The organism is Nonomuraea jabiensis, assembly GCF_014204795.1.
Lineage (GTDB): Bacteria > Actinomycetota > Actinomycetes > Streptosporangiales > Streptosporangiaceae > Nonomuraea > Nonomuraea jabiensis.
Window position 1 is genome coordinate 218,309 of sequence record NZ_JACHMB010000001.1, and the last position, 18,370, is coordinate 236,678.

Consider the following 18,370-nt stretch of genomic DNA (forward strand, 5'->3'; position numbering starts at 1 on the left):
GAGGTGGGTCCGAGAGTAACCCCGGTCACAGGCCGATTCAAGACTTGTGAGAAAGCGGTTTCAGATCGATGCTCGGTCCTGACACCTGTCCGTCGACGACCCCTGCCGCCAGACATATGCTGGTTTGCCTGGCGTTTTTCGGCGGCGTGCGCCGATAAGATCACGAGATCGGCGCGCCGGAAAAATCTCTACAAGCGCTTTCAGACTTCGGGAGTACGTGTGCGCCTGCTCGCCTTCACCAAGCCCTTCGGCCCGATCGACCCCGCCCGGCTGGCCGAGACGGTGGCCTCGGTGGGCGCCGACGGCGTCGACCTCGTCGTGCGCGAGGGCCAGACGGTCAGCCCCGCCGACCCGGGCGGCATCGCCGTCGTCGCCGCCGAGCTCCAGCGCCGCGGTCTCACCCTCGACGTCGTCACCACCGACCTGCTCGACGCCGACGCGGACGCCGAACGGATCATCGCGGCCTGCGGCGAGAGCGGCGTCCCGCTCATGCGGGTGGGCTTCTACCGCTACGACCCCGCCGCCGGATACCGCCGCCAGCTGGCGCAGTCCAGGGCCGCGCTGTCCCGCCTGGCCGCCGTCGCGGCCCGGCACGGCGTGCGGCTGGCGGTCCAGTTGCATCACGGTACGATCCATCCATCCGCCTCGCTCGCCCTCGCGCTCGCAGGCGACCTGGACGACGTCCGCTTCTACGCCGACCCCGGAAACCAGGCCAAGGAGGGCAGCGAGGCATGGGCGCTCAACGTCGACCTGCTGGGCGATCGGATGGCCTGCATGGGAGTGAAGAACGCCGTCTGGCGCTCCACCGCGGACGGCTGGGTGTGCGAGTGGCAACCGTTCGCGGACGGAGGCGTGGTCCCCTGGCCGGAGATCGTCCCCGGGCTGCGCGCACGCGGCTACGCCGGAGTGCTGTCGCTGCACGTCCACTACCCGGCGGCCGACCCGGTGGCGGCCGTACGGCGGGATATTGATCATCTACGCGGGCTGCTCGGCTGACGGGCGCTCCACGGGGGGAGGAGGAGCGGGTGCGTAATCTGCGGCAGGGCCGCTCGGCCCGGGTGACGATCAGCGACGTCGGGGCGGCGGCGGGGGTGTCGGCCTCGACGGTCTCCCGCGTGCTCAACGGCACGGCCAAGGTCGACCCGTCGCTGGCGGCGCGCGTCCACGACGCGGTCAGGCAGCTGGGCTACCGGCCCAACGCCGCGGCGCAGGGGCTGGCCCGCGGGGAGTGGGGCACCATCGGCGTGCTGGTCCCCAACCTGGCCAACCCCTACTTCCCCGACGTGCTCAAGGCCGTCTCGGCCGTCGCCCGCTCCCACGGCCGCCGCGTCATGGTCATGGAGTCCGACGACGACCCCTCGGTCGAGCAGGACCTGGTCGAGGACCTGATGCGCAGCTGCGACGGGGTGCTGCTCTGCTCCTCCCGCATGGAGCGCTCGGACCTGGCCGTGCTGACCGCCCGGGACCACCCGCTCGTCCTGCTCGACCGGATCGTCCCCGGCATCGCCGCGCCCGCGGTCTCCGCCGACTTCTTCGGCGGGATGATGCTGATCTGCGGCCACCTGGCGCAGCTGGGCCACCGCCGGGTCGCCTACCTGAGCGGGCCCGAGGTGTCCTGGGCCAACGCCGAACGGATCAGGGCGCTGGAGGCGGCCAAGGCGTTCGGCATCTCCGTCACGATCCTGCCGTGCGGGTCCACCGCCCGCTCCGGGTACGACGCCGCCGCCGAGGTGGCCGGCACCGGCGCCACCGCGCTCACCAGCTACAACGACCTGGTGGCCCTGGGGGCGGTGACCCGGATGCGCGAGCTCGGGGTACGCGTCCCCGAGGATCTGTCGGTGGTCGGGTTCGACGACATCGCGCTGGACCACGTGGCGCACACGAGCCTGACCACGGTGTCGGTGCCCCGCGGGCAGCTCGGCAGGCAGGCGGCCGAGATGCTGGAGTCCCTCATGACCGAGGGGCACGACGGGGAGCCGGTCTACCTGCCGATGGAGTTGCACGTCCGCGACAGCACGGCGCCGCCCCACGGTTGACAAGTGCGGGCGGCGGCGGGAAACCTGTCTTCCTGAAAGCGCTTTCCAGCGGAGGAGAGAGAACCCGTGGACACCGACGACCGCGCAGGGCGGCCCGGCAGCGACCGAGACGACCTGCGACAGCAGGTCCTGGACCTGGTTGCACCATTGACCACCAGATTCAGCGCGGGCGGGGGGCGGCTGCGGCTGGGGTTCAACACGGCGCACTACGACCAGGCCGCCTCCGAGCTGGAAGCGTTTGCGCGCCCGCTGTGGGGGCTGGCGCCGCTGGCGGCCGGCGGCGGGGCCTTCGACCACTGGGACCTCTGGCGCGCCGGGCTCGCCGCCGGGACCGACCCCGAGCACCCCGACTACTGGGGCGCGGCCTTCGACCGCAACCAGCGGCTGGTCGAGACCGCCGCCATCGGCCTGGCGCTCGCGCTGGTCCCCGAACAGGTCTGGGACCCGCTGACCGGCCCGCAGCGCGACACGGTGGCCGCCTGGCTGCGGCACGCGGTCACCGTGGAGCCCAACGACAACAACTGGCTGTTCTTCCCGGTCATGGTCGGACTCGGGCTCGACCGCGTCGGCGTCGCCCACGACCGCGACGCCAACACGGCCCGGCTCGACCGGCTGGAGGAGTTCGACCTCGGGCGCGGGTGGTACACCGACGGGCCCAAGTGGCAGCGCGACTACTACATCCCGTTCGCCATGCACTACTACGGCCTCATCTACGCGGCGCTCGGCGACGACCAGGCCAGGGCGGGGCGCTTCCGCGAGCGGGCCGCGGCCTTCGCCCACGACTTCCAGCACTGGTTCACCAGCGAGGGGGTCGCCGTCCCGTTCGGCAGGAGCCTGACCTACCGCTTCGCGCAGTCGGCGTTCTGGGGGGCGCTGGCCTTCGCCGGGGTCGAGGCGCTGCCCTGGGAGGTGACCAAGGGCCACCTGCTGCGGAACCTGCGCTGGTGGGGCCGGCAGCCCATCCGCGACACCGCCGGCCTGCTCACCATCGGCTACGGCTATCCCCAGCCGCACCTGGCCGAGCAGTACAACGCGCCCGGCTCGCCGTACTGGGCCATGAAGGCGTTCCTGCCGCTCGCCCTGCCGGCCGAGCACCCGTTCTGGGCCGCGAAGGAGGCCGACGCGCCGCCGCTGCCCGAGGTCAGCACCCAGCCGGAGGCGGGCGTGGCGCTGCTGCGCTGCGAGGAGGGACGGCACGTGGTGCTGCTGAGCGCGGGGCAGCACGCCCCGTGGATGCGGCACGGCGCGGCCAAGTACGCCAAGTTCGCCTACTCCACGCGGTTCGGCTTCAGCGTGCCCGCCGGGACGCTGGGCCTCGAACAGGGCGCCTTCGACAGCACGCTGGCGCTCAGCGAGGACGGCGAGCACTGGCGGCCGTGCGAGCTGCCGTACGACGTCTCCGCCTCCGACGGGGTGCTGCATTCCCACTGGGCGCCCTGGGACGACGTGGAGATCGAGACCTGGCTGGTGGCGCTGCCCCCGTGGCACGTGCGGGTGCACCGGATCAGGACCGGGCGGGCGCTGCGCACGGCCGAGGGCGCCTTCGCCGTCGACCGGGACCTGCCGCCGGCCCGGGTCGACACCGGCCCCGGACGGGCCAGGCTCGACTCGCCGAACGGCCTGTGCCTGATCGAGGACCTGTCCGGCGGGCGGGAGGGCGTCCTCGTCACGGCCCTGCCCGGCACCAACGTGTTCGCCCCGCGCACCACGATCCCCACGCTGACGGGCGAGCTGCCGCCCGGCGAGCACCTGCTGGCCTGCGCGGTCATCGGCCTGGAGGCGACGGAGGGCGGCGAGTGGCCGGCGCCTCCCACGTGGGACGCCGTCGAGCCGCTGCTCGGCACCTGAGCACCGGCCGCGCGGGTCGGGCTCAGGGGCCGAGCGCTCCTGAGCGCCCGGCCGCGCGGACCGGGGTCACACGGCGATGGGGAGGTCCGCGCGCTGGTGCAGGGCTTCGGCGGCGTTGATGAGCATGCTCGTCGCATGGCCGAGCAGGGGGTTGGGATCGGTGGCGCGGCACACGGTGAAGACCCTGCGGACCTGGGAGGGGTCGCCGAGCCGGAACACGCACACGTCGCGCGACTCGATCATCGCCAGCTCCGGCACGATCGCCACCCCGAGCCCCTTGCGTACGAGCTCGAAGGGCAGGTTGTAGTCGTTGGTGCGGAACAGTACGTCGGGGTCGAAGCCGCTGGCCGCGCAGATGTGCGACAGGTTGAGTGAGGCGTCCATCCCCTCGGTGTAGGAGATCCACCGTTCGGCCGAGAGCTCGCCGAACTGGATGCGCTTGCGGGCGGCCAGCCGGTGGCCGGTCGGCACGAGCACGTAGAGCGGCTCTTCCATGATCAACGTCATGGTCAGGTCCTTCGGCCAGTTGTGCGGCACCATGCCGTACTCGAAGACCACGGCCAGGTCGAGCCGCCCCTCGTTCACGGCCGGAATGGTCCGGTGCGGATCGCCTTCCTCGTAGCGGATGTCCACGTTGGGCCGGTCGCGCAGGAACTCGGCCAGCACGGCGGGCACCAGCCGGAATCCGGCGGACCAGAAGCTGCCGAGCCGCAGCCGGCCCCGGTGGGTGGTGGCGAAGGAACGCATCTCCTCCTCCGCCGCCTCCAGGTCGGCCAGCAGCCGGGCGGCCTTGCGAGCCAGCTCGGCGCCCGCCGCGGTGGGCCGGATGCTGCGCGGCAGGCGCTCGAACAGCTGGACGCCCAGGGTCCGCTCCAGCGAGGAGACCTGCTGCGAGATGGCCGACGGGGTGAACCCGAGGCGCTTGGCGGCGGTCCGGAGCGAACCGGTGGCGACCACCTCACGGATCGCCTGAAGCTGGGCGGGAGTAAGCATCGGCTCAACTTAACAGTCGGGCGATAAGCATCACCAGCCCGCGAGCCATCTTGAGGTGGCGCGACCGATCACCTGTGCGGCTAGCTGCGGAGGACGAGAAAGAGAATAAGGACGACTGAACAGGATGTGCACCAATGCGCATGCTCGCTTACCTTGTCGTATCCAAACGGACCCCCAATATTGGTGTTTACGGAACGTAGTAGTACCAAGCGCGAGAGGTGGTGTCCTGCGCGATGCGGTTCACCCACGCAGCCGCCGCATTCGGCCTGGCGGGACTCCTGTCCCTGACAGCTTGTTCCGGAGGAGGCGCCTCCCAGGCGGCCGCCCCGGCACAGCAGAAGAATCAGGAACTGCACGACCTGCTGCCCGACAAGATCAAGAAGAGCGGCATGCTCAACGTGGCCGCGGGCCACAACTACCCGCCGCTGGTCTTCCTCGACACCGACAACAAGTCGGTCATCGGCCTCGAACCCGAGCTGATGAAGGCCATCGGCCAGGTGCTCGGCGTCGAAGTGAGCTTCAGCCAGGCCAGCTTCGACAGCCTCATCGCCGGCGTGCAGGCCCGCCGCTACGACCTGGCCATCCAGGCGATGCTCGACAAGCCGGAACGCCGCGAGAAGGTCACCTTCGTCGACTACTTCAAGACCAGCAGCTCGCTCCTGGTCCAGGAGAAGGACGCTCAGGCGATCAAGTCGCTCGACGATCTGTGCGGGAAGACGGCGGCCGTCGAGCAGGGCACCGCCCAGGCCGACGACGCCGAGCAGCAGAAGAAGAAGTGCGCGGACGCGGGCAAGCCGGCGGTCCAGGTGCTGGTCTTCCCCGACACGGTCGGCTGCCTGCAGGCCGTCTCCACCGGCCGGGCCAACGCCTTCATCGGCGGCACGCCCACCATCACCTACCAGGCCGAGCAGTCCGGTGGCCGGATGAAGCAGGTGGGCGAGCCCTACCGCTTCCTGCCGTACGGGATCCTCGTCAACAAGGAGGACCAGAACCTCACCAAGGCCGTGCAGCAGGCGCTGCAGAAGCTGATGGAGAACGGCTCCTACGCCAAGATCCTCGACAAGTGGAAGATGTCGTCGGGCGCCCTCGACAAGGCCGTGATCAACGGCGGCGAGTCATGACCACGACCGGGCAGAGCGCACCCCCGGCGCCACGGGAGCGGATCCAGGCCGTCCCGCTCCGCCATCCGGGGCGCTGGCTGGGCGCGGCCGTCCTCGGCTTCCTGGTGATCTTCCTGCTGCAGGGCTGGCTCGCCAACCCGCGCATGGAGTGGGAGGTGGTCGGCGAGTACCTCTTCTCCCCCGCGGTATTGAGCGGGCTCGGCACCACGCTGCTGCTCACGCTGCTCGCCATGATCGTCGGCGTCGCGGGCGGCATCGTGCTGGCCGTGCTGCGCATGTCGCCCAACCCGTTGCTGGCGGCGCTGAGCGCGTTCTACATCTGGGTCTTCCGCGGCGTGCCGCTGCTGGTGCAGCTGCTGTTCTGGTACTTCCTGTCCGCGGTGGTGCCGAAGATCGGGCTCGGCGTGCCCTGGGGGCCGACGTTCTTCGAGGTCGACACCAACCTGATCATCACCCAGCTCACCGCGGCGGTGCTGGGCCTCGGCCTGCACGAGGCGGCCTACATGGCCGAGATCGTGCGGGCCGGCATCACCTCCGTCGACCACGGCCAGACGGAGGCGGCCCACGCCCTGGGCCTGACCCGCTTCCAGACCCTGCGCAAGATCATCCTTCCGCAGGCCATGCGGGTCATCATCCCGCCGACGGGCAACCAGGTGGTCTCCATGCTCAAGACCACCTCCCTCGTCTTCGCCATCGCCGTTCCGGAGCTGCTGACCTCGATCCAGGGCATCTACTCCAGGAACTTCCAGCAGGTCGCCCTGCTCACGGTCGCGTGCTTCTGGTACCTGGTGGCCACGACCGTCCTGAACGCCGGGCAGCACTACATCGAACGCAGGTTCAGCAGATGACGACCCTCATCCGCGCGGAAGGCGTGCACAAGCGGTTCGGAGCGCTCGACGTACTCAAAGGCATCGACCTGGAGGTGGCGGAGGGAGAGGTGCTGGCCATGATCGGCCCGTCGGGGTCGGGCAAGTCCACCTTCCTGCGCTGCATCAACCACCTCGAACGCATCGACGCCGGCCGCCTCTACTTCCGCGACCACCTGATCGGCTACGAGGAGCGCGACGGGAAGGTCTACGAGCTGGCGGACAAGGCGATCGCCGCCCAGCGGGTGGACATCGGGATGGTCTTCCAGCGCTTCAACCTCTTCCCGCACATGACCGCGCTCGAGAACATCATGATGGCGCCGATCATGGTCAAGAAGGAGCCGAAGGCCGAGGTGCGCGAGCGCGCCCACGCCCTGCTGGCCAGAGTGGGGCTGGCCGACAAGGCGAACAGCCGCCCCGACCAGCTGTCCGGCGGCCAGCAGCAGCGCGTCGCCATCGCCCGCGCCCTGGCGATGCGGCCCGGCCTCATGCTGTTCGACGAGCCGACCTCGGCCCTCGACCCGGAGCTCGTGGGCGAGGTCCTGGACGTCATGCGCGACCTCGTACGCGAGGACGGCATGACGATGATCATCGTCACCCACGAGATGGGATTCGCCCGCGAGGTGTGCGACACCATCGTCTTCATGGACGACGGGGTCGTCGTGGAGTCCGGGCCTCCCGCCGCCGTGCTCGGCGACCCCCGGCACGAGCGCACCCGGGCATTCCTCAGCAAGGTCCTCTGACTCCCTCGAAGGAAAGATATCCACGTGTCCCGCGTCATCGTTCTCGGCGCCGGAGTGCTCGGTGCCTCCGTCGCCTACCACCTGGCCGTCGCAGGGGCTCAGGTCGTCGTCATCGAGGCCGGCGGCCCCGCCGCCGGAACCTCCAGCGCGACCTTTTCCATGGACGTCACCCACCTGAAGACCCCGCGCGCCTACTACGAGCTGAACCGCGCCAGCGCCGCCCTGCACGCCACGCTGGCCGAGGAGCTCGGGGGCCTGTCGTGGCGGCACCCCATGCCCGCCATCCAGTGGGGCGACAGCGAGGAGAGCCAGCGGGGGCTCAGGGAGCGGGCCGTCCGGCTCAAGTCCTGGGGACATCCCTGCCGCATCGCCGACCCGTCCGAGCTGCGCGAACTCGCCCCCGCCGTCGACCCTGCGGCGTGCACGGCGAGCGAACTCGTGGTCCACGACCAGAGCGCGTGGTACGACGCCCCGCTCTTCGTCCAGCGCCTGCTCGATCGTGCCGCCACGCTCGGCGCCGACATCAGGTACGGCCTGCGCGCGCAGGCGCTGATCCGCCACGGCGACGCGGTCACCGGTGTCGAGACCGGCACGCGGCGCTGGGAGGCCGACTGGGTGGTCAACTGCACCGGCCCGGACGCCGACCGCATCGCGGCCCTGGCCGGCGCCGACCTGCCCATGACCCGGATCCCCGGGCTGGTGGGCGAGAGCACCCCGGTCCCCGGCCTGCGGCTCGACGCCATCCTGGCCACGCCCGAGGTGGACCTGCGCCCCGCCCCCGGGGACCGGATCTGCTCCATCTCCTGGCCCGTGGACGCGCTGCTGCCCGGCCAGAGCGACGACGCCCTGGCCGAACGGCTGCACGCCGGCGGCCAGCGGGTCCTTCCCGCGCTGCGCGCCGCCCGGCTGGCCGGCGTACGCCTCGGCGTGCGGCCCGTGCCGGCGGACGGCCTGCCGCTGGCGGGCACGCATCCCGACGTCCCCGGCCTCTATCACCTCGTCACCCACAGCGGCGTCAACCTGGCACCCGAGCTCGGCCGGCTCGCGGCCCAGGAGATCATCGACGGTGAGGGCGCCGGGCTCGCCGGATACCGCATCACGCGTGGCGTCGCGGCCTCCGTACAGGACGAGAGCCTGACCCTCATGACCACCCGCTGACCCCGCCCGAGGCCGCATGCGCAGTGTGCGGCCTCGGGGGCGGCATCTGGGGGTTACCCCAGCACCGCCTCGTCCTCGCAGCGCACCGTGACCAGCGCGAAGAACACGTGCGTACGCGCATCCTGGGAGACCACCGACTCGAACACGTCGCACGCCGTGAATCCGTGGACGAGCGCGTTCTGCCTGGCGGCGTTCTCGGCGTCAGCGAGCGCCGTGTCCTCCGCGACTCCCCTGCCGAAGCCATCGAACAGCGCGCCGCTCTGGGCGTAGGCGGTGGTGGTGACGGTGACGCTCGCGGTGACCAGCGCGGCCGCGACCAGCAGCTTTTTCATCAGGTACGACATGGGAGCTCCTCATGGCTCATCGGTGGGTCTACACCCGATGGGCGTTCCATCCCGTTCCACGCGCCGACCGAGAAGGACCGCGTTCGCCCGGAACGCCGTGGGGGCCTACTCGGCTTCGGCCGGTGAATCGGCCTCGACGGGCGCCGGCTGGACGGCGAGCTCTCCGTAGGTCCTGATCCGGACGGGCGGGAGCGACCGTAGCCGGGCGGGTCTGATTCGTGAGGTGTCGAAGCCGTCGGGCCAGGCGGTGGTCTCGTCGAAGACCACGCGTTTCAGCGAAGCACCGGTCAGGACGGCGCCGGTCAGCGTGGCGCCACGGAGGTCGCCGTAGTCCAGGCGCGCGCCGCGCAGGTTCGCGTTCCGCAGGTCGGCCTTGCTCAGGTCGGTGGCGCGCAGGTCGATGCCCTCGGCGATCACTCCGGTCAGGACCGCGTCGCGCAGGTCGGCCTGGTAGAGGATCGCGTCGGCGAGGACCGCCCCGGCCAGCCGTACTCCGGTGAGATCCGCGCGAGTCAGGTCGGTGCCGACGAAAGAGGCTTCGGTCAGATCGCTGAAATGGAAGTCCGCGTCGCGCAGCCGTGCGGAGGCGAGGTCGGCCTTGGGCAGGACCAGGCGGTCGAGGTGGAGCACCTGGTCCCGGACGGTGTCCCGGCGGCCGAGGACAGTCAGTGCCGCGTGGATGTCCGGGGCGCGCAGGGAGAGGTTGACGGAGGCCGCAGTGGCGGCGTGACGCGCGTGCCGGGTGTCGCGTTGCGGATCGCAGGCTCGGTTGCGGACGAACGCGGAGAGGATCTCCCCGATGGTCCGGCGGTCGGCCGTGGAGGAGCGGGAGATGCGTTCCAGGGCGTAGATGCCGCCCAGCCGGACGTCCACGCTCGGGTCGCCCAGATGCGCTATGGCGGCAGCGAAGGACTCGGTCGTCTGCCCGTGCCGGCTGAGCTGGAGCTGGCGCCAGGTGAGATAGGCGCCGATCAGCAGCACCAGGCCGCCGACGCCCTGGAGCAGGGCGGTGCGGATGTTGTTCACGGCGGTGGCGTAGTCGGCCGGTGGCTTTGCCGTGCCCAGGTCCCATGCGAGCAGGTAGCGGGGAAGGAAGAGGGCACCGGCCAGGGCGCCGAGTCCCAGGAGCGCGCTGAGGAATAAGGGCCCCGAGATCCGGTACCCCCAGGAGGGGCCGACGCGTGCGATCTTGTCTGTTCGCACGGGATGTCCGGGCAGAGGAGGCGTGTGATCTTCGATGCTGCCTCTGCCAAGGCCTCCGAATGGCTTCTTCATCTGTCCGGCGACTCTCCGATCGTGCGGCGCGGCTTCGGCCGTTCCGGCCGGCCCGTCACCCGCTACGACTATGGCCACCTTCGCCGCCGACCTCAACACGCCGGCGGCGGAGCTGGACCCGCACCGGGGCTACTGCTCGCCCTGGGACAGGTGGGCCTTGGCGTCGTCGTAGGACGCGTCACCGCTCGCCCCGGCGGGCCGGTAGACCAGGTACAGCACGCCCGTCTCGAACGTCTCGGACTTGATCAGTTCCAGCGGGACGGAGTTCTCCCCCTCGTCGAACAGGCGCTCGCCCTTGCGTACGGCGATCGGGTGCACCAGCAGGTGCAGCTCGTCCAGCAGCCCCGCGGCCAGCAGCTGGCGGACCACCGACACCGAGCCGCTGATGGCGATGCGGCCGCCCTGCTCCTTCTTCAACGCGGTCACGGCCTCGACCAGGTCACCCTGGAGCAGCTCGGAGTTCCGCCAGGTGAACTCCAGGGGCTGGCGCGACACGACGATCTTCCGCGCGTCGCCGAGCGACTTCGCGAAGTCCGCGTCCTCGCCGCCCGCGGCCTCCCGCTCCGGCCACGCTCCGGCGAAGCTGTCGTACGTCTTGCGCCCCAGGAGCAGGGTGTCGGCCGTCTGCGCCGTCACGGCGGCGCCCATCTCGTCGTTGAAGTACGGGAAATGCCACTGGGCCGGCTCCTCCACGACCCCGTCGAGCGAGATGAACAGGCTTGCAGCGATCGTCCTCATGATGGCCTCCAGGGAAGGGGCGGAGCCGTCCGGCCCAGCCGCTCTGATGTCCTGTAGCCTCGCGGAACCACCTTACGGATCTCTTAAGGTCTCCCTTTGGGGAGCGGAAACGGGTGGGCGACCGGCCCCGTCCACTATCCGGACGCCACGACCTCGCCGGACGTGACCTGAGGAGGGTTCGGAAACAGGGAGGAAAGGCGCTCCCGCACGAAGTCCGCAGCCCTCTTGGTGGATTCCTCGGCTCCGGCTTGATCTTCGAAGACGCTGGTGGAGAGCATCACCCCGTCCCCGGCGTCCACCCAGAAGTACGCCACGAAGCCGGGGATCGGCTGGATGAGCGGCACGAACTCCTCACTCACCAGGCGTCCGGCCTCGGCGGGATCGGTGACCCCCTCGTACCGCCGTACCATTGCGTACATCGCCGACCTCCTCATGGGGGCCAAGATCGCCCCAATGAGGGAGGAACTACCCTCGTCATGGGCCCTGTGAAGCCAAGGGCCGGTAAGGAATGAGCACACTCAGGATCGCTCGATCGGCGCCCGACGGCCTGACACCTGATGAAGCAGAGAAGATGACCACGCAGACCCACCACGTCGACCACGAGCTCATCCAGGCGGCGGCGCACGTCGCCCGCACTCGCTGCCGGGGTGACAACCACACCATGGCAGCCGCGGCCCGCGCCCGGGACGGCCGGATCATCACCGCGGTGAACGCCTACCACTTCACGGGAGGACCCTGCGCCGAGCTGGTCCTCATCGGCGCGGCAGCCGCTCAGGGCGCCTACGAGCTGGACACCATCGTCGCCGTGGGCGACCGCGACCGAGGCGTCGTCCCCCCGTGCGGCCGCTGCCGTCAGGTCCTCCTCGACTACTTCCCCGCCCTCAAGGTCATCGTCGGCAAGGACGACCGCGTCCGGACGGTCCTCATCACCGACTTGCTCCCCGAAACCTACGTCTGGGCCGACCACCAGCTCGACGCCGAGTGAGCCGCCCACTCAGCGGCGGGCAGGGGTGGCGGGTACGAAATGGTCGTGGCCGAGCACGCGTAGCAGGCTCAGATGGTCGATCGCGGAGGTTCCCGGCGCAGGGGTGAAGATGATGAGCCGCTGGTCCTCGGCGGGGCTGAGCAGGGTCTCGCAGTGCAGGTCGATGGGGCCGACGGCGGAATGGGCGAGCCGCATCCGGCTGGAGCGCCGGACCGCCACCTCGTGCAGGTCCCACAGCCTGGCGAACTCCTCGCTCGCGCCCCGGAGCCGGCCGACCAGGCGGGTGGAGGGTTCGTCGCCGCCCCGGCGGGCATAGGAGGCCCGCAGGTCGGCGACGTGGCCCCGGCTGAGCGCGTCGCGCTCGTCCGGGTGGAACGCCCGGCGCATCGAAGGGTCGGTGAACCAGCGCCAGACGAAGTTGCGGTCCTGTTCACGGACCGAGCACAGGCATCCGAGCAGCGCGTCCGCCATGTGGTTGCGCGCGAGCAGGTCGCCGAGGTCGTTGGTGATGTGCGCCGGAGTATCGGTGAGCTGGTCGAGGAGGTGGAGCAGGCCGGGGCTGACGTGGTCGTGGGCCAGCCGGCCGCTCGGCGGACGGTGGCCGGACAGCAGATAGAGGTGATCGCGCTCGTCATCGGTCAGCCGGAGCGCGCGGGCCAGCGCGGCGAGGATCTGTGGTGAGGGCTGGGGGCTGCGTGCCTGTTCCAGGCGCATGTAGTAGTCGGCCGACATACCCGCGAGCTGGGAGACCTCCTCGCGGCGCAGGCCGGGGGTGCGACGGCGGGGCCCGGCCGACAGTCCCACTTCCTGGGGGCGCAGCCGTTCCCGGGAGCGGCGCAGGAAGTCGGCGAGCTGGGCGCGGTCCATGTCCATGGACCCATGATTGCCCAGCTCCAGGCCGGGTGGCGGGCCCGAGGATAGGACCGCTGATCCTAGGGAGAGCCGTCCGATTCCACCTTTCGCCGGCCGTTGGCAACGTGATCTGTGTACGGAATCAACACGAGCCAGGGAGGCCCGGATGGCGGCTGAGACGATGAGAGCGGTGCGGTTCGACGGGTACGGCGGGATCGAGGTCCTGCGGGTCGCGGAAGTGGAGCGGCCGGTCCCCGGTCCGGGGCAGGTGCTGGTGAAGGTGGTGGCGGCCGCGATCAACCCGGGCGAGGCGGCGATCCGCCTGGGCGTGCTCCATGACCGCTGGCCGGCCACCTTCCCCTCCGGGCAGGGCAGCGACCTGGCCGGGGTGGTGCTCGAGGTCGGCGACGGGGTCGAGGGTTTCGCGGCGGGCGATGAGGTGTTCGGGTTCACCGACAACCGCGCCAGCCATGCCGAGTACGTCGTGACGGAGGCGGCCGACCTTCTCCGGCGGCCGCCGGAGGTGCCGTGGGAGCAGGCGGCCTCCCTGCACGTCGCGGGCACGACGGCGTACGGGGAGATCCGGGCGGTCGGCCTGCGCCCCGGCGATACGGTCGTCATCGCCGGAGCCGCCGGCGGGGTCGGGACGATCGCCACCCAGCTCGCCGTCAACGCGGGCGCCACGGTGATCGGGCTGGCGAGCGAGCCGAACCACCAGTGGCTGCGCGAGCACGGGGCCGTCCCGATCGCGTACGGCGAGGGCGTCGCCGAGCGGATCAAGGCCGCGGCCGGCCACGTCGACGCCTTCATCGACAATTTCGGCGGCGGCTACGTGGACCTCGCGCTCGAACTCGGCGTGAGCGTCGAGCGGATCAACACCATCATCGACCTCGCCGCGGTCGAGCGGCACGGGGTGAAGTTCGAAGGCAACGCCGCCGGGGCCACGGTCGAGGTGCTGGCAGAGTTGGCCGAGCTCGTCCGTACGGGGCGGCTGGAGGTCCCGATCGCCGCCACCTATCCGCTGGACCGGGTCCAGGACGCCTTCCGCGAGCTGGAGAAGCGCCACACCCGCGGCAAGATCGTCCTCAAGCCGTGAATCGTTGATCACCCGAAGGGGTTGCCGACCTCTCGCACGCCCTCTCCCTTGCGCCACGGGAGCCGGGACTCCCGGTACCAGGTGATCCTGGACCAGGAGTGGGGCGCGTTCGCGATCGCGTAGAGCTCGAAGTCGGTGTAGCCGACCTTGCGGCCCATGAACTCGCGCCCCCTGCGCAGCCCCATCGACCGCCCGTTCTTCTTCACCCGCCGGACCGAGGCCCGCGCGCTGTTGATGCCGGTCAGGTTGAACGAGATCTTGACCGAGGGGTGGTTCACGATGTGCCGGATGTCGTCCCTGAATTCGCCCACGTACCACTCCTTGGGGAGGTTGAAGTAGGTGCGCGCGTTGACCGTCGCGGCGAACGCCTTCAGCTGCCCGTTCTTGTTCAGCCCGAACGCGATGTGCAGCTTCGGCATGCAGGGGGCGAGGCCGAGGGGGTCGATCTGGAAGGTCGGGTTGGGGACGTAGGCGTAGGGGTTGGGCGCCGGGTCCGGTCCGAGCGGGTCGCGGCTGAGGTAGCGGCCGATGGCGGGGTCGTAGTGGCGATGGTGGTTGTAGTGCAGACCCGATTCGCCGTCGCGGTACTGGCCGGGGAAGCGCAGCGGGCACCCGGCCGGCCCGCCCTCGCCCCACAGCGTGGTGCGGATCCGCGCGACGACCCGCCCGCCGGCGTCGACCAGCTCGGCCGGGGCGCCGACCTGGTCGGTGACGATCACGCGGAGCTCCGGGCCGCCCGCCGGGGAGCGCTCGGCCTGGGCGAGCGGGTGGACGGTGCCGGGCTCGTAGTCCCAGGTGGTGACGTGCCCGCCGGCCACCTCCTCGGCGAGCGTGTCGCCGTCCCAGACGAAGTCGATCTGCTCGGCCACCCCCGTCCCGCCGGCCGCCAGGCGCTGCTTGGCGATCCTGCGGCCGAGCGGGTCGTAGCGGTAGCGCCAGGTCTGCCCCTCGGGGCTGACGACGGCGACGAGCCGGTCGGCGGCGTCCCATGCGTAGCGCCAGTCGAGCGTGTCCCCCGACGGGGTCTCCTGCGTGCGCCGGACGGCCCGGCCCTGCTCGTCGTAGGCGTAGCGGACCGATCCGGCGCGCGTGATCATGCTGCCGGAGTGGCGGCGCCGCTCGCCGGCGCCGCCGCCCGGCGCGGCCCAGGTGATGTTGCCGGCCAGGTCGTAGGCGTACCGCTCGTCCCCCTGCCGGGACTCGACCGCGGTGACGCGGCCGGCCGCGTCCAGCTCGTACCGGCGCGGCCCGTCGTCCCCGTCGGTGACGGCGCTGAGCAGGCCGTCGGGCCGGTAGGCGTACGACCGGTGCGAGCGGCCCCCGACGGTCTGCGCGGCCAGGTGATGGTCGGCGTGCCAGGACTGGGCGAGCACGACCCGGTCGCCGAGCCGCCGCTCGACCTCGCGGCCTGTGGCGTCGTGCCGGAACCGGATCACCGTTCCGGCCGTCCGCAGCTCCGCCGGCCGCCCGCCGGCGTCGTAGCTCCAGTCCGCCCGCGCCCCCGACGGGGTGCTCCGCCGCAGCCGCCGCCCGGCCAGGTCGTAGCCACTGGTCAGGGTACGGCCGTTGCAGGTCTCCGCGACGATCCGGCCGAGCGCGTCGTACTCGAGGCGCAGGTCGGCGTCGGCGTTGGCCGCGTGGACGAGGCGACCGGCCGCGTCGTAGGCGAAGGTGGCCGCGCGGTCGCCGCTCTCCTCGACGACGTTGTCGAGCAGGTCGTAGGAGTACCGTACGACCTGCCTCGCGCCGTTGACGTGCTCGCGCAGCCGCCCCCCGGCGTCGTAGGCGTAGGACTGGACCCGGCCGTCGAAGTCGACCTCGCGCACGAGGTTGCCCGCGGCGTCGTACTCGTACCTCCACACCAGCCCCGTCGGGCCGGTGATGGCGACCAGCCGCAGCTCGCCGTCGTAGGAGTACTCGGTCCGGGCGCCGTCCGGCCCCACCTCGGCGACGGGCAGGTCGAACGGCCCGAACTCCGTGCGCGTCACACCGCCCGCCGCGTCCACCGTCTCGACGACGTTGCCCTCGCCGTCGTAGGCCCACCGCTCCGTCGCGCCGCCCGGCGTGGTGTGCCGGAGCAGCTCCCCTCGCGGGGACCAGGCGAGCCTGGTCACCCCGCCGGCGGGGTCGACGATCGTGGTGACCCTGCCCATGGCGTCCCGCTCGAAGCGGGTGGTCGCGCCCAGCGGGCTGGTGACCGCCGACAGCAGCCCGGCCGCGTCGGTCTCCACCCTGGTGGTCTCGCCCACGGCGTCCGTCGTGGCGGTGAGCCGTCCTCGCTGGTCGTAGGCGTGGCGGGTGACGCCGCCGCACGGGTCGGTGACGGCGACCAGGTTGCCGTGGGGGTCGTACCGGTGCCGCCACACCGCCCCGTCCGCCTCGACGATCTCGACAGGCAGGTTGAGCTCGTCGTACCTGGCGGTCATCCGCCGCCCGTCGGGCCTGATCACCGAGGTCAGGTTGCCGGCCACGTCGTAGCCGTAGCGGGTGGTGCGGCCGAGCGGATCCGTGCGCGACAGCAGCCGGTCGTCGCGGTCCCACTCCGAGACCCTACGGCGGCCCAGCGAGTCCACCTCGGCGACCACCTGCCGCAGCTCGTTGAAGTGGTACGTGGTCGCGTGCCCGCGCGAATCCGTGACCGTCGTGGCGTCGGCCGCGTAGCTCAGCGTGACATCGAGGAACCCGCCGGACCCCGCCCCCCGGATCGCGCGTCCCTGCTCGTCGTAGGTGTAACCGTAGTGGAACCCGTTGCTGTCGGTCCAGGCGGTGAGCCGGCCGGCCGCGTCGTAGTCGAACCGCAGCCGCGCTCCTGAGGGCCCGGTCACCTCCCTGAGCCGTCTGTCCTCGTCGTATCGGTAGCGCGCCAGCACCTCGCCGGCCACCCGCAGCACGCTCGCGCGCCCGTCCTCCAGCTCGACGGCGACCGTGCGGCCACCTGGATGCCGGACCTCCAGCAGGTCGTCCCCGCGGGCGAACTCGACCCGGTTGCCGTTCCTGTCGCTGATCGCGGCGAGCTCCGTCGCCGCGAAGTGCCGTACCAGGCCCCGGTACGGGTCCGTGATCGTGTAGCCGCCGGCCACGGCCTGCAGCGGCCAGCGCGGCCCGGCGGCCGGCAGCACCGGCGTGCCCGCCACGGGCACCGGGTAGGAGAGCACCATCCCGTCCGCCGTGGCGAACCACATGCCGCCGTCTCCTGCCTCCAGCCGCTCGTCCAGCGTCGAGGCCCACGACGCGCCGAACAGCCGCCCCGCCCGGTACGACGAGACGTGCGTGCGCTCGTACGCCAGCGGCAGCGTGCCGGCCACCTCGGCGTCGACCTGGTGCAGCACCACCTCGCCCGTGGCCACGTCGATCGGGTCCCCGGCCGTGACCCGGGAGGCGAGCGGCCGTTCCCGGCCGCGTCCGCCGGACCGCAGGGCCCGCCGCGTCCCGGACGCACCGGCCACGCGCGCCCCCGTGGCCGGGCTCCGCAGGAACCCCTCCAGGGCCCTGAACAACACCCCCAGCGGCCTCGCCGTCACGTTAAGAGCTCGTTCACCGTGACGTTGGCGATCGCGTCGAGCGACCGTTGCCCGGCCTGCTGCACGAACGGGGCCGGCGCCCCGCCGGTCGCGAACGCCTGGGCCAGGGCCGCCGCCGTGAGGCCGTACTGCAGCAGCGTCATGCCCTTGTGGGCGAGCACGATCCCGGCGGACGTCTTCAGCCCGAGCCCGATGACCCGGCTGCCGGTGCCGGCGTCCATGAGGTTCTGGTGCGGCCCCTCCGGGTGGCGGAAGCTCTCGTGCAGCGCGGTGACACCGTCGCCCGAGTTCGTGGCGACGAACCCGCCCACGTGCGCGCCGCCCGCCGCGAGGTGCTCCCCCATGGTGACGGCATGGCTGTCATGGTCGTCGCCCATCTGGAGGAGGACGTCCTCTTTCCCGTCCGAGAACAGCCGCCCGAGGAACAGCTCCATCGGCGCGAGGGACGGGGGCAGCTCCAGGCTCATGCCGGCCCGCCGATGGTGGAGGCGGTGTCGAGCTCGGCAAGAGTGCCGTTGTCGGCCATGGCCCGCATGCCTTCCGGGTAGCCGCGGTAGGCGTCGATGTTGTCGGCGTGGCAGGTGGCGTGCAGGTCCCTGGCCGAGCCGTAGCAGAGCCCGATCGTCTGGCTGACGGCGTTGTTGACGCCCCACGGCGCGCCGTAGGCGGCCATTCGCTCCTGAAAGGCGCGCGCCTCGGCGGCCGCCCGCTCGTACGCCGTACCGACGCCCTCGGCCGACCGGCGCAGACCCGCCCAATCGACCAGGAGTTCCTCAGCCACATGCCCTCCTCAA

18 protein-coding genes are annotated in these 18,370 nt (G+C 71.5%); 9 read left to right on the forward strand and 9 right to left on the reverse strand.

The annotated features are described in order from the left end of the window. Positions 1-219: 219 nt before the first annotated feature. From HD596_RS00950 to HD596_RS00960, 3 genes are all read left to right on the forward strand, one after another. Positions 220-996 (forward strand): sugar phosphate isomerase/epimerase family protein, encoded by a 777-nt coding sequence (locus HD596_RS00950; RefSeq protein ID WP_185067423.1) that lies wholly within the window; start codon positions 220-222, stop codon positions 994-996. Between the two features lie 29 nt (positions 997-1,025). Then, positions 1,026-2,036, forward strand: a complete 1,011-nt coding sequence (locus HD596_RS00955; RefSeq protein ID WP_185067424.1) for a LacI family DNA-binding transcriptional regulator — start codon at positions 1,026-1,028, stop codon at positions 2,034-2,036. Between the two features lie 66 nt (positions 2,037-2,102). Then, positions 2,103-3,884: a DUF2264 domain-containing protein gene (locus tag HD596_RS00960; protein ID WP_313042176.1), complete on the forward strand. Its 1,782-nt coding sequence runs from the start codon at positions 2,103-2,105 to the stop codon at positions 3,882-3,884. A gap of 66 nt (positions 3,885-3,950) precedes the next feature. Here the strand turns inward: HD596_RS00960 and HD596_RS00965 are convergent, their stop codons facing one another. Next, positions 3,951-4,877, reverse strand: coding sequence for a LysR family transcriptional regulator (locus HD596_RS00965; protein ID WP_185067425.1), 927 nt, complete (start codon positions 4,875-4,877; stop codon positions 3,951-3,953). 233 nt (positions 4,878-5,110) lie between these two features. Between HD596_RS00965 and HD596_RS00970 the strand changes: the two genes are divergently transcribed. Genes HD596_RS00970 through HD596_RS00985 form a run of 4 tightly spaced genes read left to right on the forward strand, consistent with a single transcriptional unit; the run spans position 5,111 to position 8,765 of the window. After that, the gene (locus tag HD596_RS00970; RefSeq protein WP_185067426.1) at positions 5,111-5,998 is read left to right on the forward strand and encodes an ABC transporter substrate-binding protein; all 888 of its coding nucleotides are present in this window, start codon (positions 5,111-5,113) and stop codon (positions 5,996-5,998) included. After that, complete coding sequence (locus tag HD596_RS00975; protein ID WP_185067427.1) at positions 5,995-6,846, forward strand: amino acid ABC transporter permease; 852 nt, start codon at positions 5,995-5,997, stop codon at positions 6,844-6,846. Before HD596_RS00970 ends, HD596_RS00975 begins: the two co-directional genes overlap by 4 nt. Then, positions 6,843-7,607, forward strand: coding sequence for an amino acid ABC transporter ATP-binding protein (locus tag HD596_RS00980; RefSeq protein ID WP_185067428.1), 765 nt, complete (start codon positions 6,843-6,845; stop codon positions 7,605-7,607). Before HD596_RS00975 ends, HD596_RS00980 begins: the two co-directional genes overlap by 4 nt. Before the next feature lie 24 nt (positions 7,608-7,631). After that, a complete protein-coding gene (locus tag HD596_RS00985) occupies positions 7,632-8,765 on the forward strand; it encodes an NAD(P)/FAD-dependent oxidoreductase (protein WP_185067429.1) in 1,134 nt (377 codons plus the stop codon). A gap of 53 nt (positions 8,766-8,818) precedes the next feature. On the opposite strand, the gene HD596_RS00990 is transcribed toward HD596_RS00985, so the two are convergent. The 4 genes from HD596_RS00990 to HD596_RS01005 all read right to left on the reverse strand — a co-directional run bounded on the left by HD596_RS00990 (position 8,819) and on the right by HD596_RS01005 (position 11,541). Further along, complete coding sequence (locus tag HD596_RS00990; protein ID WP_185067430.1) at positions 8,819-9,109, reverse strand: hypothetical protein; 291 nt, start codon at positions 9,107-9,109, stop codon at positions 8,819-8,821. A gap of 105 nt (positions 9,110-9,214) precedes the next feature. After that, positions 9,215-10,312 carry a pentapeptide repeat-containing protein gene (locus HD596_RS00995; RefSeq protein ID WP_185067431.1) on the reverse strand — a complete coding sequence of 366 codons (1,098 nt, stop codon included), beginning with the start codon at positions 10,310-10,312 and terminating at the stop codon, positions 9,215-9,217. 201 nt (positions 10,313-10,513) lie between these two features. Beyond that, positions 10,514-11,122, reverse strand: coding sequence for a dihydrofolate reductase family protein (locus HD596_RS01000; RefSeq protein WP_185067432.1), 609 nt, complete (start codon positions 11,120-11,122; stop codon positions 10,514-10,516). A 134-nt stretch (positions 11,123-11,256) separates the two neighbouring features. Next, entirely contained in the window at positions 11,257-11,541 is a 285-nt protein-coding gene (locus tag HD596_RS01005) for a hypothetical protein (RefSeq protein WP_185067433.1), read from the reverse strand. Between the two features lie 152 nt (positions 11,542-11,693). Between HD596_RS01005 and HD596_RS01010 the strand changes: the two genes are divergently transcribed. Further along, positions 11,694-12,107: a cytidine/deoxycytidylate deaminase family protein gene (locus tag HD596_RS01010; RefSeq protein WP_185067434.1), complete on the forward strand. Its 414-nt coding sequence runs from the start codon at positions 11,694-11,696 to the stop codon at positions 12,105-12,107. 9 nt (positions 12,108-12,116) lie between these two features. On the opposite strand, the gene HD596_RS01015 is transcribed toward HD596_RS01010, so the two are convergent. Then, positions 12,117-12,980 carry a helix-turn-helix transcriptional regulator gene (locus HD596_RS01015; protein ID WP_246554049.1) on the reverse strand — a complete coding sequence of 288 codons (864 nt, stop codon included), beginning with the start codon at positions 12,978-12,980 and terminating at the stop codon, positions 12,117-12,119. A 145-nt stretch (positions 12,981-13,125) separates the two neighbouring features. Between HD596_RS01015 and HD596_RS01020 the strand changes: the two genes are divergently transcribed. Beyond that, a complete protein-coding gene (locus HD596_RS01020; protein WP_221519121.1) occupies positions 13,126-14,055 on the forward strand; it encodes an NADP-dependent oxidoreductase in 930 nt (309 codons plus the stop codon). Positions 14,056-14,063: 8 nt separating this feature from the next. On the opposite strand, the gene HD596_RS01025 is transcribed toward HD596_RS01020, so the two are convergent. From HD596_RS01025 to HD596_RS01035, 3 genes are read right to left on the reverse strand one after another with little or no spacing between them, the layout of a single operon-like run. Next, a complete protein-coding gene (locus HD596_RS01025) occupies positions 14,064-17,576 on the reverse strand; it encodes an RHS repeat-associated core domain-containing protein (RefSeq protein WP_185067435.1) in 3,513 nt (1,170 codons plus the stop codon). Then, positions 17,573-18,043, reverse strand: a complete 471-nt coding sequence (locus tag HD596_RS01030) for a hypothetical protein (protein ID WP_185067436.1) — start codon at positions 18,041-18,043, stop codon at positions 17,573-17,575. Before HD596_RS01030 ends, HD596_RS01025 begins: the two co-directional genes overlap by 4 nt. After that, on the reverse strand, positions 18,040-18,357 hold the full coding sequence (locus HD596_RS01035) for a hypothetical protein (protein WP_185067437.1): 318 nt from the start codon (positions 18,355-18,357) through the stop codon (positions 18,040-18,042). The genes HD596_RS01030 and HD596_RS01035 overlap by 4 nt, the downstream gene beginning before the upstream one ends. Between the last annotated feature and the right edge of the window lie 13 nt (positions 18,358-18,370).

Excerpts from the sequence above, each read along its gene's own strand:
- HD596_RS00965 (WP_185067425.1), bottom strand. The coding sequence starts at position 4,877 with ATGCTTACTCCCGCCCAGCTTCAGGCGATCCGTGAGGTGGTCGCCACC.
- HD596_RS00970 (WP_185067426.1), top strand. The coding sequence starts at position 5,111 with ATGCGGTTCACCCACGCAGCCGCCGCATTCGGCCTGGCGGGACTCCTG.
- HD596_RS00975 (WP_185067427.1), top strand. The coding sequence starts at position 5,995 with ATGACCACGACCGGGCAGAGCGCACCCCCGGCGCCACGGGAGCGGATC.
- HD596_RS00980 (WP_185067428.1), top strand. The coding sequence starts at position 6,843 with ATGACGACCCTCATCCGCGCGGAAGGCGTGCACAAGCGGTTCGGAGCG.
- HD596_RS00990 (WP_185067430.1), bottom strand. The coding sequence starts at position 9,109 with ATGTCGTACCTGATGAAAAAGCTGCTGGTCGCGGCCGCGCTGGTCACC.
- HD596_RS01000 (WP_185067432.1), bottom strand. The coding sequence starts at position 11,122 with ATGAGGACGATCGCTGCAAGCCTGTTCATCTCGCTCGACGGGGTCGTG.
- HD596_RS01005 (WP_185067433.1), bottom strand. The coding sequence starts at position 11,541 with ATGTACGCAATGGTACGGCGGTACGAGGGGGTCACCGATCCCGCCGAG.
- HD596_RS01010 (WP_185067434.1), top strand. The coding sequence starts at position 11,694 with ATGACCACGCAGACCCACCACGTCGACCACGAGCTCATCCAGGCGGCG.
- HD596_RS01015 (WP_246554049.1), bottom strand. The coding sequence starts at position 12,980 with ATGGACATGGACCGCGCCCAGCTCGCCGACTTCCTGCGCCGCTCCCGG.
- HD596_RS01020 (WP_221519121.1), top strand. The coding sequence starts at position 13,126 with ATGGCGGCTGAGACGATGAGAGCGGTGCGGTTCGACGGGTACGGCGGG.
- HD596_RS01030 (WP_185067436.1), bottom strand. The coding sequence starts at position 18,043 with ATGAGCCTGGAGCTGCCCCCGTCCCTCGCGCCGATGGAGCTGTTCCTC.